Genomic DNA, 12,844 nt, shown 5'->3' with positions numbered 1-12,844 from the left:
ACTCACGCTGCTGAAGGCACTTTCTGACCGGAGTCCTTCAGCAGCGTCCACAGCACCACGGCCGCGACCAGATCGAGCCCGGCGAGCGCGGCGAACAGCGGATCATAGCCGAACGTGTCCGCGCTCTGCCCGATCAGCAGCGTGAACAGCATGCCGCCGATCCAGGCCGATGTCCCCGCCATGCCGCTCGCGGTGCCGACGGTCTTCTTGTCGAACACATCGGCGCACAAGGTGATCAGCGCGCCATTGAGCATCTGGTGCGCAAAGCCGCCGATGCAGAACAGCGCAATGGCCATGCCGGGCGAGGTCGCAAGCCCGATGCAGGCCGGGCCGGCCATGCACAGCGCGCCGATCGTCATCGTGATCTTGCGGCTGGCGATCAGCCCCGTCCCGCGTTTCATCAGCCAGCCGGGCAGCACCCCTGCGGCCAGACTGCCGAAATCGGCCGCGAGAAAGGGCAGCCAGGCCCAGAGCGCGATCGCCTTGAGATCGAGATTCCACGCCGAGACCAGATAGAGCGGGATGAAAAAATTGAACGTCTGCCACGCCGGTTCGGACAGGAAACGCGGTGTCGCGATCGCCCAGAACGAACGGCTGCGCAGCACGTCGCGCTTGGTCGCCGGCTTGGCGGCGACATCCTCGGCGCGCCCCGCCTCGATCAGGTCGCGCTCCCGTTGCGAGAGCCGGGGATGCTCGGCTGGATCGCGATAGCCGAACCACCACAGCCCTGCCCAGACCAGGCTGAGCACCCCGGTGACGACGAACGCCGCCTCCCAGTTCCAGGCGAGAATGCAGAAGGCGACCAAAGGCGGCGCGATCATGTTGCCCACGCTGGTGCCCATCTGGAACAGGCTGGTGGCGAGCGAGCGTTCGCGCGGCGGGAACCAGGTCGCGACGGTCTTGGCCCCGGCTGGGATCGCCGCCGCCTCAGTCGCGCCAAGCAATGTGCGGAAAAAGGCCAGGCTGGCCCATCCGGTGGCAAAGGCGTGCGCCATGTTCGAAAGTGCCCAGCCGATCGCGAACAGGAAGAAGCCGAGCCGCGTGCCCAGCGCATCGAGCACCGTGCCTGCGACGGTCTGCATCACCGTATAGCTCGCCTGAAACGCGAGCACGACCCAGCTATATTGCTCGGTCGTCATCGCGAATTCGGTCTTCAGCGTGGGGGCGGCGACCGAGAGCGTCGAGCGCGCGAGATAGTTCAGGATCGTCCCCAGGGTCACCAGACCGATGATCCACCAGCGCAAGCGCCCGGTCCGAATTGCGTTCATCGGTCTGCCTTCACGGAAAAAGGGGCCGGGCGCGTGGCCCGGCCAAGGGGAGTAGAAACTGCCTCTCAGCGCGCCGGGATTACCGAGATGGCCGAGACCACCGCACCGCTGTCGCCACCGTTGAAATCGAGCTTCAGCCCGCCTTGCGATGCCAGGTCGAAGCTGCGCGTTACCGCCTTGAGCGATCCGCCAGCAGCCTTGGCAGGGTTGAAGCCGGTCAGCACGGGCTTGCCATTGGCGAGCACGGTGATGCTGCGCGCAGCCGCCTTGGCGGTATCGGCTTCGGGTTCGAACATGTGCAAGGTCACCGTCCAGCGGCCGTCGGGCAGTGGCAGGTCGTAACTGAACGCGCCCTGGCGATAGGAGGCGTAAAGCTCGGGGTCGCCGGTCCCGGTGACGTTGCTGGGTGCGACCCTGGTGCGGCCTGCCATGCGCAATTCGGGTGCCTGGCCGCCGGTGAAGAAATTGTCCGACCCGAAGCGGAGCCCAGCCGACGTCGTCAGGCCGGTGAGATGCCCGGCACGCACATGCAGCCCCTTCGTGGCATCGGGCGCGGTCCAGCTGACGCTGTCGGTCAGCACCTTGCCGTCGCGCTCGGCCGAGGCGGCGACCTGATTATTCCCTGCGCGCAACCGCACGCCGGGCCAGACGCAGATGCGATCGGGGCAGTCCACCGTGCCGATGGCCTGGCCGTTCACCGTCAGGCTGGCGCGCGGCGCGTTGCTATAGGCGCGCACATCGACCACCGGATAGGCGCGGTCGATATAACGCCTGCCGGTCAGATACAGCACCGGCTCGTCGGACCATTGCGCCTTGTAGAAATAGAAGGCGTCCTTGCGCGTCTTGCGGTCATGGCTGACCAGGCCCTTGTCGTTGAGGTCATAGGCCTCGCCTTCCTCCCGCGCGGTCGAGGCGAAGTCGAACATGTTCCAGATCCAGCTTGCCGAGAGGAACGGGGCCTTTTGCAGGGCCTTCCAGTTTTCCTCGTGCACCCAGGCCTGGAATTCCTCGGGATGCGGGCGGCCATTGGCGTTGACCGGTCCGCCCAATGGATTGTCGGTATGCTGGGTGAAGGCCCCGCCTGCGCCATATTCGGTGACGGTCATCGCCCGGCCCGGATAGCGCGCGTGCAAGGCGTCGAGCGCGCGCGACAGATCCTGCGGCTGGCCGTAATACCAACCGAAATAGCGGTTGAGCCCGACCACATCGGTGACGTCGTTCAGCACCTGCGCGCCCGGACGCGACAGGGGCGATGGTATGCCTTCGCAGCAATCGGCATAGAGCGTCGGGCGGCTCGGATCTTCGCGCTTCGCCAGCGCATTGAGTTCGACCAGCATGTCGCGCGACTTGGCGGGCGCACCCTTGCCGCCCTTCATCAGTGCCATGATCGCCGCGCCGATATCGATCTCGTTGCCCACCGACCACAGCATGATCGAGGGATGGTTGTAATTCTGCCGGATCAGCTCGGTGAGCTGCGCGCGCGCATTGGCGACGAGCTCGGGGGCGGGCAGCGATTCGTCGAACGCAGACTGGTGGACGAAAGGCAGTTCGGCCTTCACCACCATACCGCTCTGATCGGCAAGGTCGCTCCATTCCTGGGCGTGCTGGTAATGCGCGTGGCGCACGGTGTTGACGCCCATTTCGGCCATGATCGCCATGTCGGTGGCATGATCCTCCGGGCTCAGTGCCCAGCCTTTGCCTTGCCAGTCCTGATGCCGCGAAGCGCCGTGCAGCCGCATCGGCTTGTCGTTGAGGATGAAGCCCTTGTCGGCATCCCAGGCGAAGCTGCGCACACCAAGCGGTTCGGTGACGCTGTCGATCACGCGGGCACCCTCGCGAAGCTCGACCGTGACCGAATAGAGATAGGGGTCGGCGCGGCCCTGCCACAGCCTTGGATTGGTGAGGACGAGCGACGTGGTCAATTCGTGCGTCTCGCCTGCGCCAAGCTGCCGGGCGGGCACGGTCGCGTTGGCGACAGTCCGGCCATCGGCATCGGCGATGTGCGCGACCACGGCGAGCTTGCGCGGCTTGGCCCCGGAATTGCGCAGTCGGGTCAGCACGGAAACTTCGGCTCGTTCGGCAGTGACCGAGGGCGTCGAGACATAGATGCCGGGCCCGCCATGATCCATCAGGTCGATCGAAGCGGCATCGGTCTCGATCAGCGACACGCCGCGGTACAGCCCGCCATGGATGAAGAAGTCGCCGCCCAGCGGGATGACATGCTCGGTAGTGCTGCCTGGCTCGGGCTTGCTGTTGTCCGCGCGCACGACGATGATGTTGGGTAGACCCGGCTTGAGAAAATCCGTGATATCGAACCGGAAGCGCGAGAACGCGCCCTTGTGCTGGCCGACATGCTGGCCATTGACCCAGAGATCCGCGATTGCCCCGACGCCGTCAAACTGCAGGATCGCGCGCTTGCCCTTGGCAGGCACAGGCTTGTCTAGCCGCAGCCGATACCAGCCGGTGCCTTGACGCACGTCCGTGCTCTCGGCGCGCTGGGCAGTGTAATTGCCCATGCGGTTCCAGCTGTGCGGAAGGCTCACGGGCTGCCACTCACGGTCATCGAAGTCCGCGCCGGTCACGCCATCTGGTGCCTCGCCGAACAGGAAGCGCCAGCCATCACTGAGCGGCGTCACCGATCGGGCGGTACTCGCAGCCGCGCGAACAGGATGGGGCATGGCGCCAGTAGGGGCTGAGCCTTGTGCGAGGGAAGGGGCGGGCATGCACATTGCCGCCATACCCAGTGCTGCGCCAGCCACGCGATGCATCGCGCACGCTCGCATGCGGTGTTCCCTAGTCATAGCACCACTCCCTGATTATTGGTTAGACCAAATACGATCGCTGCGAAGGTGTCAACCTGAAAAGCGGATGCGCAGGCGATCGTAGCCATGCGATAGTGCTGGCAGCCGCGAACCCGTTCAATACACAGGATTATCAAAGCGAAGCGCCGAATTAGCCGATTGTGCGGTATGTGCTCATGGTCGTCGCGTGCAGCAAGCCGTCGGTACTGCTGCCAGTGGCAAGCCTTTGTTGGCTTCGGAATTGGTCAGGTCACATCAGTCGCCAGGCACGGAATTCATGTTCCTCCTGACGGTGACTTTGTCCGGTCCGGTGCAGAAAGTTCAGAAGATCGGGCTGGGCCTTGCGGAAACCAGCATCGTGCAGCGCAATGCCGCCAAAGGCGCGCGACCGGGAAGGCGGGAACCCGCCAATTGTGAAGCAATTGTATAGTGGCGCGGCCCCCGAGCCCGTAGTCGGGGAGGCCTGTCTGCTTGTGAAGCTTGGGAAGGTTTGGTGGACGCACTAGGGCTCGAACCTAGGACCCGCTGATTAAGAGTCAGCTGCTCTACCAACTGAGCTATGCGTCCATCCATCCTTGGCAGGTCCGCTCGAATCAGCGACCGCCGGGAGAGCGCTGCCTATATAGGATCGGGCGGGGATGGGAAGAGCTTTTTTGGCTTTTTTGCAGAATTTTGTGGTGGGCACAGCGGCGCCTCGAAAGCCTGGGAAGCAGTACCCTTTCTTCGTCGCTCAAGGGAGCAGGCGACCCCCGCCGCCGCCCTGCCTGGTGTTGCGCTCGATGCCCATCAGCAGGCCGATACAGATCATGATCGTCATCATCGACGACCCGCCATAGCTCAGGAACGGGAGGGGGATACCGACGACCGGGGCAAGGCCCATCACCATCAGCATGTTGATGGCGATATAGAAGAAGATGACCATGGTGAGCCCGCCACCTGCCAGCTTGCCGAAGCGGCTGGGCGCGTTGAGCGAAACGACGGTCGACCAGCGCAGCAGCAGGGCGAACATCACGATCACGAACAATCCGCCGATCAAGCCCCATTCCTCTGCCATCGTCGCGAAGACGAAATCGGTATGGCCTTCGGGCAGATAGTCGAGATGGCTCTGCGATCCCTGCAAATAGCCCTTGCCGCCGATGCCGCCCGATCCGATCGCGATCTTCGACTGGCTGATATGATAACCGGTACCCAGCGGATCGCTTTCCGGATCGAGGAAGATCAGCACGCGGTTCTGCTGATATTCCTTGAGCAGGAAGAAGAAGGCGAAGGGAACGAAGGCCGCGCCGGCGAGGCCCGCACCGATGAAAAGGCGCAAGGGGACGCCCGCGAGGAACATCACGGTGACACCCCCGGTCATCACCGCGATCGAGGTGCCGAGATCGGGCTGGGTCATGACGAGGAACCAGGGCACGCCGATCAGCACCAGCGGTGGCCAGATCGCCGACCAGCTGCGCGCCTGCCCAATGGGCAGCATCTCGTAGAAGCGCGCAATGGCGAGCACCACCAGCGGTTTCATGAATTCGGACGGTTGCAGCCGGATGAAACCCAGTTCGATCCAGCGCTGGCTGCCGCCTTTCACCGCGCCTGCGAGCTCGACGAGCAGCAGCAATACCGCAAACACTGCATAAGCGGGGAAGGTGCCCCATTTGACGAAATTCTCGCTGAACAGCCGGATCACCAGCGCCATTGCAAGGAACACGACGAAGCGCAGCGCATGAATGCCTGCCCAGGGCGAGACGCTGCCCCCGGCGGCCGAATAGAGTACGATGACGCCGAACCCGGCGATGGCGACGGTAATGAAGATGATCTGCCACGGCAGCTCCGCCACCGGGCGGGGAACGAAGGCCAGCATCAGTCGGCGGCCTCTTGCGGCGGAGGCTCGGCCACGCGGCCCTCGGCGCGTGCGCGGAACGACGCGAATTCGGAGGCCATCCGTTCCTGGATGTTGCCGCCCCAGCCAGCTTCCATCGCGAGCAGGCTGTCCATCGCCTTTTGCGGGTCGAACATATAGGTCATGAAATCCTTGGCGACAGGGGCTGCCGCGCGCGAACCGCCAAGGCCATGCTCGATGACCACGGCAGCGGCATAAAGCGGCTGCTCGACTGGCGCAAAGCAGACGAACAGGCCGTGGTCGCGATATTTCCACGGCACGCCCGCGCCGCCCCGGCTGCCCGATCCGAGCCCGCGCACCTGCGCGGTGCCGGTCTTGCCGGCCATGGCGATGCCCTCGAGCGGCAATTTGGAGCGCGCCGCCGTACCCTGGCTCACCACCTGCGCCATGCCCTGATGCGCGATCGCGAGATGCTCGGGAGGATAGGGGAGGGTGGGGGCGACCCTGTTGTCCGGGATGAGATGCGGATAGAGCTTTCGACCCGAGGCCAGCCGCGCGACCATGACCGCCAGTTGCAGCGGATTGCAGATCACATAGCCCTGGCCAATGACCGCATTGAGCGAGTCCGACGCGGTCCATGCCTGCTTGAACTTGCGCATCTTCCATTCGCTGTCGGGAATGGTGCCATAGCGCTGATTGAGCCCGGCAAGGTTGAAATCCTCGCCCAGACCCATTTCGCGCGCGACCATCGCGATCTTGTCGTACCCAAGCCGGTGCGCTTGCGCATAGAAATAGGTGTTGCAGCTCTTCTCGATCGCACGGACCATGTTGACCGGGCCGTGACGCCCCAGGCACTGGTAGAAGCGGTTGCCGAGGCGATAGCCACCGGGGCAGTTGATCGTCTCTTCGGGATCGACGCCATGCTGCAGGCAGGCGACCGCGGCCATGGGCTTGAGCGTCGATCCGGGCGGATAGAGCCCGCGCGTCGCCTTGTTGAGCAGCGGCACACGCTCGTCCTGCGACAGCATCGCATATTCCAAACGCCCGATGCCGTCGGAAAAGCTGTTGGGGTCGAAGCAGGGCATCGACGAGAAGGCGAGGATGCCGCCGGTCTGGCAGTCGATCACCACCGCAGCGCCCGACTCGCGGCCCATGCGGCGCGCGACGAACTCCTGCAGCCCGCCATCGATGGTGAGCTTGAGCGGCTTGCCGGGCACGTCTTCCTGCACGCCCAGTTCGCGGACGATCTTGCCGCGGGCGGTCACCTCGACCTTGCGCGCACCCGGCTTGCCCTGAAGCTGCGGCTCGAAATATTTCTCCAGCCCATCCTTGCCGATCTTGAAGCCCGGCGTGATCAGCAGCGGGTTCTTGTTTTCTTCATATTCCTCGGCATTGGCGATGCCGACATAGCCGAGCAGATGGCCGACCGCCGCGCCGGTGGGATATTGGCGCGAAAAGCCGCGCTGCGGCGCGACACCGGGCAGATCGGGCAGGCGGACCGAAAGCGCGGCAAAATCCTCGTAGCTCAGCCCCGCCGCGACCGGCACCGGCTGCAGCCCGCGCGCGTCCTTCATCGCCGCACGCAGATCGTCGACCTTGTCCGGCGTCATCTTCAGGATGGTCGCCAGCTGGTCGATCGTGCCGTCGACATCGCGCACGCGCTGCGGAATGAGGTCGACGCGGAAATCGGCCTTGTTGTTGGCGAGCGGCTTGCCATTGCGGTCGATGATCCAGCCCCGGCGCGGCGGGATGAGCGTCAGGTTGACCCGGTTGCTCTCCGACAGCATCTTGTAGCGCTCGTTCTCGACCACCGAGATATAGGCCATGCGCGCGGCCAGGATCGCGCCGACCAGCCCCTGCGCCCCGCCGATCAGCATGGTGCGGCGATTGAACGTGATGTTCAGCGAATTGCGGGTGATCAGCTTGCCCGGGCGTATCATCGGTCAGCCGTCCCTCAGCGCTTGAGGCGGATATGGTCGAGCCGCGCGACAAGGCGCAGCACCAGCGGATAGGTGAAGATCGCCAGGATCATCTGGGGGTACAGCACCGAAAGGCGCGTGTCGCTGACAAGAAAATTGTTGATCGCAAGGCCTCCTGCCAGCCCGAATATAAGGCACAGCGCGGCGATGAACCAGTCCTGCCAGTAATTGCGCCAGATATAGCGCTGCTCGATCAGGTCGAGCGCGATGAGGATGATCGACCAGAGCAGCACCGCGCTGCCTACCGGCTGGCCGCTCATGATGTCATCGAACATGCCGAACGGGACGCCCGCCCAGACCGGCCAGATGCCGGGGCGCAGCAACTGCCAGCAGATCAGCACGACCAGCCCGAAGGGCGGCAGCACTGGCGCGGAAGCGACGATCGGCAGCAGCGGGGTCATCGACCCGATCAGCACCGACGCGATCGGCACGGCGGCCTTGCGAAAGGCGGAGGGCTCACGGTTCAGCCGGGCGCGATAGGGCGCGTTCATGGCTGGGCCTGGCCTGTGGGCGGCGCTTGCGGCGCGGACGCGGCAGGGGCGGGCGCGGCTGCCGGAGCAGTCGATGCCGGTGCCCTGGTTGCGGGCTTTTTCGCAGGCTCGCTCTTGCGCGGCGCAGACAGCGGCGCGGCGGCTTCGGCATTGGCGGGGGGCAGGCCGCTCGCTTCGGGATCGACCAGTTCGGGCTCGTACATTTCCTGGACGATCACGAAATCGGTGCCAGCCGGATTGGCGAGCAGCTTACCGATCGCGCCGTCGCCGGTCAGCTTCTCGATGATCGCCACCGGAACATTGGGCGGATAGATGCCGCCATTGCCCGATGTCACCATCACGTCACCGACCTTGAACGGGTTGATGCCGATATCGATCAGCTTGATATCCACCCGGCCATCGCCACGGCCTTGCGAAAATGCAACGATGCCGTCGCGCGCACGGCGGACGGGCACGACATTCTCGGCATCGCTGAGCAGCAGAACGCGCGAGGTATTGGGCCCGGTCTCGAGCACGCGGCCAATCAGCCCGCGCTGCGCGCGCACCGGCTGGCCGCGCTGCACGCCCTGGCGCGATCCGACATCGAGCGTGGCGAAGCGGCGGCTGCTCGAGGCGCTCGAATTGATCAGGCGTGCAGTGGCAACCGGGCGGCCCTCCTGCTTGATCAGCCCGAGTAGACGGCGAAGCTCGCGGTTTTCCTGCTTGAGCGCGCGCGCCTCGATCAGGCGGATGCGGTTGCGCTCGACCTCGCGCTGGAGTTCGGCATTCTTGGATCCCGCGTTGAAATAGGCGGCGACCTCGCGCCAGCCGTCCTGCACGCCTACGCGCATGCCGGTGAACAGCCGCGCGGGCGGCGCGCCAAGTTCTGCTGCGACCGAACGCACGGCCGAAAAGGCAGCGGGATCGAAATGCGACAGCGCAAGCAGCAGCAAGCCGGCAAATGCCCCCGTGAAGGCGAGCAAATACCCGGTGAAAATCTGCAGCTGCGCCTTGCGGGAGAACCCGGGGCGCCGATTGCGGGGCGGCGCCATGCTTTAGTCGCCCGTCAGGCGGTCATCAGCACGCCGCGGAAGATGGGGTCTTCCATGGCGCGACCGGTGCCGATGGCAACGCAGGTCAAGGGATCCTCCGCCACCGAAACCGGCAGACCGGTCTCTTCGCGCAGATGCGCATCGAGCCCAGCGATCAGCGCGCCCCCGCCGGTGAGCACGATGCCCTGGTCGACGATATCTGCGGCCAGTTCTGGCGCGGTGTTTTCGAGCGCGATGCGCACGCCCTCGACGATGGTGCTGATCGGTTCTGACAGGGCTTCGGCGATCTGGCCCTGGTTGATCGAGATTTCCTTGGGCACGCCGTTGACGAGATCGCGCCCCTTGATCTGGATCGTGTGGCCGATGCCGTCGGGTGGAGCGACCGCTATGCCGAAATCCTTCTTGATCCGCTCGGCGGTGGTTTCACCGATCAGCAGGTTATGGTGACGACGGACATAGGAGACGATCGCTTCGTCCATCTTGTCGCCGCCGGTGCGCACCGAAGTGGTATAGGCAAGACCACGCAGCGAGAGCACCGCGACTTCGGTGGTGCCGCCGCCGATATCGACGACCATCGATCCGACCGGCTCGGTCACGGGCATGTCGGCACCGATCGCGGCGGCCATCGGCTCGACGATCAGCATCACCTGGCTCGCGCCCGCGTTCGACGCGGCATCGCGGATCGCGCGGCGCTCGACCGAGGTGGAGCCCGAGGGCACGCAGATCACGATTTCGGGATAGCTGAACATGCTGCGCTTGCCGTGCACCTTCTGGATGAAGTGCTTGATCATGTGCTCGGCGACTTCGATGTCGGCGATCACGCCGTCACGAAGCGGGCGGATCGCCTCGATCGAATCGGGAGTCTTGCCCATCATCATCTTGGCATCGACGCCCACGGCCTTGACCCGCTTGATTCCGTTCAGCGTCTCCAGCGCCACCACCGAAGGCTCATTCAGCACGATGCCCTGATCCTGGACATAGACAAGCGTATTCGCGGTGCCCAGATCGATCGCCATGTTGTGCGAACCGAACCGGAAGAGTTTGGAGATGAACGACATGCAGACTTTCCAGAACTAGATGGAGGGAGCGGCTGACGGACCGTGATGTGTGCAGATATCCCGGGGCGGAGGCTAACCCGTGCGCCCGGCCAGACCAAGGCAGAAAAATGCTGGGAACTCGGGAGTCGCGTCCAAGCCGCGCTTGGGCTAGAGGCGTGTCCATGTCAATACGAAGGCTGCCAAACGCCCTGATAAACCGGATCGCAGCAGGCGAAGTGGTGGAAAGACCGGCCAGTGCGTTGAAGGAGCTGGTCGAGAACGCGATCGACGCCGGTGCAGACCGTATCAGCATCGCGCTGACCGATGGCGGGCTTGCCGGAATCGAGGTCATCGACAATGGCTGCGGCATGGCGGCGGACGAGATCGCGCTGGCGCTTGAACGGCATGCCACGTCGAAGCTGCCCGATGATGCGATCGAGCTCGTGACCACGATGGGGTTCCGCGGCGAGGCGCTGCCCAGCATCGCCAGCGTCGCGCGTCTCTCGATCGCCAGCCGTACCGTCACCGGCGATGGTTGGCGGCGCGTGGTCGACCATGGCGACGTGGTCGAGGACGGCCCCGCCTCGTTGCCGCCTGGCACGCGCATCCGGGTCGACAGCCTGTTCGCGCGCGTGCCCGCGCGGCGCAAGTTCCTGCGTTCGCCGCGCAGTGAATATGCCGCCTGCAGCGATGTGGTGAAGCGGCTGGCCATGGCGCGGCCCGATATCGCTTTCACGCTCGAATCGGATGGGCGGCGGGTATTCTCGGTCCAGCCGGGCGAGGCACGGCTGACCCGCATCGCTTCGCTGACCGCGCGCACGCTGGCCGACAATGCGGTGTTGCTTGATTTCGAGCGCGAAGGCGTCAGGCTCACCGGCGTTGCGGGGCTGCCGACCTATAATCGCGGCGTCGCCGATCACCAGTTCCTGTTCGTCAACGCGCGGCCCGTGCGCGACCGGCTGCTCATCGGCGCGGTGCGCGCGGCCTATGCCGAGATGCTGGCGCGCGACCGGCATCCGGTGGTGGCGCTGTTCCTCAAGGTCGCCCCGCAGGACGTCGATGTCAACGTGCATCCAGCCAAGACCGAAGTGCGCTTTCGCGATGCGGCGATGGTGCGCGGGATGATCGTCTCGGGGCTGAGGCGCGCGCTCGACGAGGGCGGCTTCCGCGCGGTGCAGCGTCCGGCCGAGGGCGCACTGGCGCGCTGGCAGAGCGAGCCGGTCGCGCCGCCGCCGCTGCGCGATCCGGACATGTTCAGCGCGCCTGCGCCCGTGATGGCGACTGCCCCGCAGCAGGAACCCGCCTGGCTCGCGGCATCGGGCGTCGCCGAGCGCAGCCAGCCGTTCATCGCCGCCGCGCCGATGGGCCGCGCCGAGCCCGCCGCGCAGCCGGTGCCGATGGCAGAGCGCTATCCGCTGGGTATCGCGCGCGGGCAGATCGCCAAGACCTATATCGTCGCCGAGGCCGAGGATGGGCTCGTGATCGTCGACCAGCATGCCGCGCACGAGCGGCTGGTGCTCGAACGGATGCGCAAGGCGGCGGACGGGGTCAGGGTGGCGGCGCAGGCGCTGCTGATCCCCGAGGTCGTCGAGATGGACGAGACTGCCTGCGACCGGATCGAGGAGCGCGCCGCCGAGCTTGCCGAATTCGGGCTAGAGGTCGAGCGTTTCGGCCCCGGCGCGGTGCTCGTGCGCGCCACACCCGCGCTGCTGGGCGGCGGCGATGTGCACGGCCTGGTGCAGGATGTGGCCGACGAACTCGCGAGCTTCGATGCTGCGCTGTCGCTCAAGGAACGGCTCGATCTCGTCGCCTCGACCATGGCGTGTCACGGATCGGTGCGCGCCGGGCGCGTGCTATCGGTAGCCGAGATGAACGCGCTGCTGCGCGAGATGGAGGTGACTCCGCATTCGGGCCAGTGCAACCATGGCCGCCCGACCTGGGTCAAGCTGGCGCATGGCGATATCGAACGGCTTTTCGGCCGCAAATAGCCCTTAACGGCGCCCGAACGGCGGCGGGCTGCCGCCCAGCTGCTCGACCATCTGGTTGAATTCGTTCAAGCGGATCACGCGTTCGAGCTGGAAGCCTGCACGACCGCCGAGCGACCAGATGAGGTGCGCTTCGATCCGCCCGATCACGGGCAGGCGGACGGTAATGCGCTCGCCCTTGGCCAGCGGCATCTCGCCTTCGGTCATGAAACCGTTCGCGGAAATGTTGACGATATGCGTCTTGATATCGCCCAGATGCCGATGCTCCGCGATCGTCGGATGACTGACGACATGACGCGCCGCCTGGCGTTTTTCGACGACGGCTAGTTTCGCACCCCTGGACATATTTTCCACCCGTTGAAGCATGTTTGCTGAAGGTCACCTTCGAGCAAATTTACCAACAAAGTGTAAATGGTGCCAC

At 65.2% G+C, this 12,844-nt stretch carries 10 protein-coding genes and 1 tRNA gene; 2 read left to right on the top strand and 9 right to left on the bottom strand.

The annotated features are described in order from the left end of the window. Positions 1 to 2 precede the first annotated feature (2 nt). Positions 3 to 1,268, bottom strand: coding sequence for an MFS transporter (locus FG486_RS00900; protein ID WP_181266085.1), 1,266 nt, complete (start codon positions 1,266 to 1,268; stop codon positions 3 to 5). A gap of 65 nt (positions 1,269 to 1,333) precedes the next feature. Continuing rightward, positions 1,334 to 3,946, bottom strand: a complete 2,613-nt coding sequence (locus FG486_RS00895; RefSeq protein ID WP_181266084.1) for a glycoside hydrolase family 2 TIM barrel-domain containing protein — start codon at positions 3,944 to 3,946, stop codon at positions 1,334 to 1,336. Between the two features lie 310 nt (positions 3,947 to 4,256). Between FG486_RS00895 and FG486_RS00890 the strand changes: the two genes are divergently transcribed. Then, positions 4,257 to 4,499, top strand: a complete 243-nt coding sequence (locus tag FG486_RS00890; RefSeq protein WP_181266083.1) for a hypothetical protein — start codon at positions 4,257 to 4,259, stop codon at positions 4,497 to 4,499. 61 nt (positions 4,500 to 4,560) lie between these two features. Here FG486_RS00890 and FG486_RS00885 read toward each other — a convergent pair. The 6 genes from FG486_RS00885 to FG486_RS00860 all read right to left on the bottom strand — a co-directional run bounded on the left by FG486_RS00885 (position 4,561) and on the right by FG486_RS00860 (position 10,459). Further along, a tRNA-Lys gene (locus FG486_RS00885) sits at positions 4,561 to 4,636 on the bottom strand. Between the two features lie 163 nt (positions 4,637 to 4,799). Further along, positions 4,800 to 5,918, bottom strand: a complete 1,119-nt coding sequence (gene rodA, locus FG486_RS00880; RefSeq protein ID WP_066275570.1) for a rod shape-determining protein RodA — start codon at positions 5,916 to 5,918, stop codon at positions 4,800 to 4,802. Positions 5,919 to 5,920: 2 nt separating this feature from the next. After that, positions 5,921 to 7,840 (bottom strand): penicillin-binding protein 2, encoded by a 1,920-nt coding sequence (gene mrdA, locus FG486_RS00875; protein ID WP_181266082.1) that lies wholly within the window; start codon positions 7,838 to 7,840, stop codon positions 5,921 to 5,923. 14 nt (positions 7,841 to 7,854) lie between these two features. After that, positions 7,855 to 8,370: a rod shape-determining protein MreD gene (gene mreD / locus FG486_RS00870; RefSeq protein ID WP_137775488.1), complete on the bottom strand. Its 516-nt coding sequence runs from the start codon at positions 8,368 to 8,370 to the stop codon at positions 7,855 to 7,857. Continuing rightward, positions 8,367 to 9,401: a rod shape-determining protein MreC gene (gene mreC, locus FG486_RS00865; protein WP_241695543.1), complete on the bottom strand. Its 1,035-nt coding sequence runs from the start codon at positions 9,399 to 9,401 to the stop codon at positions 8,367 to 8,369. Before mreC ends, mreD begins: the two co-directional genes overlap by 4 nt. Positions 9,402 to 9,415: 14 nt before the next feature. Further along, complete coding sequence (locus FG486_RS00860; protein WP_023837440.1) at positions 9,416 to 10,459, bottom strand: rod shape-determining protein; 1,044 nt, start codon at positions 10,457 to 10,459, stop codon at positions 9,416 to 9,418. Positions 10,460 to 10,620: 161 nt separating this feature from the next. Here FG486_RS00860 and mutL point away from each other — a divergent pair, with 161 nt between their 5' ends. After that, complete coding sequence (gene mutL, locus FG486_RS00855; RefSeq protein ID WP_181266081.1) at positions 10,621 to 12,426, top strand: DNA mismatch repair endonuclease MutL; 1,806 nt, start codon at positions 10,621 to 10,623, stop codon at positions 12,424 to 12,426. Between the two features lie 3 nt (positions 12,427 to 12,429). On the opposite strand, the gene FG486_RS00850 is transcribed toward mutL, so the two are convergent. Next, positions 12,430 to 12,768, bottom strand: a complete 339-nt coding sequence (locus FG486_RS00850) for a PilZ domain-containing protein (protein ID WP_060978220.1) — start codon at positions 12,766 to 12,768, stop codon at positions 12,430 to 12,432. Positions 12,769 to 12,844: the final 76 nt, after the last annotated feature.

Source organism: Blastomonas ursincola (assembly GCF_013607875.1).
GTDB lineage: Bacteria > Pseudomonadota > Alphaproteobacteria > Sphingomonadales > Sphingomonadaceae > Blastomonas > Blastomonas ursincola.
This window is presented reverse-complemented; position numbering and strand designations above follow the sequence as displayed.

Coding starts and splice junctions, on each gene's coding strand:
- mreD (WP_137775488.1), bottom strand. CDS start 8,370: ATGAACGCGCCCTATCGCGCCCGGCTGAACCGTGAGCCCTCCGCCTTT.
- mutL (WP_181266081.1), top strand. CDS start 10,621: ATGTCAATACGAAGGCTGCCAAACGCCCTGATAAACCGGATCGCAGCA.
- FG486_RS00900 (WP_181266085.1), bottom strand. CDS start 1,268: ATGAACGCAATTCGGACCGGGCGCTTGCGCTGGTGGATCATCGGTCTG.
- FG486_RS00860 (WP_023837440.1), bottom strand. CDS start 10,459: ATGTCGTTCATCTCCAAACTCTTCCGGTTCGGTTCGCACAACATGGCG.
- FG486_RS00850 (WP_060978220.1), bottom strand. CDS start 12,768: ATGTCCAGGGGTGCGAAACTAGCCGTCGTCGAAAAACGCCAGGCGGCG.
- FG486_RS00895 (WP_181266084.1), bottom strand. CDS start 3,946: ATGCCCCATCCTGTTCGCGCGGCTGCGAGTACCGCCCGATCGGTGACG.
- mreC (WP_241695543.1), bottom strand. CDS start 9,401: ATGGCGCCGCCCCGCAATCGGCGCCCCGGGTTCTCCCGCAAGGCGCAG.
- mrdA (WP_181266082.1), bottom strand. CDS start 7,840: ATGATACGCCCGGGCAAGCTGATCACCCGCAATTCGCTGAACATCACG.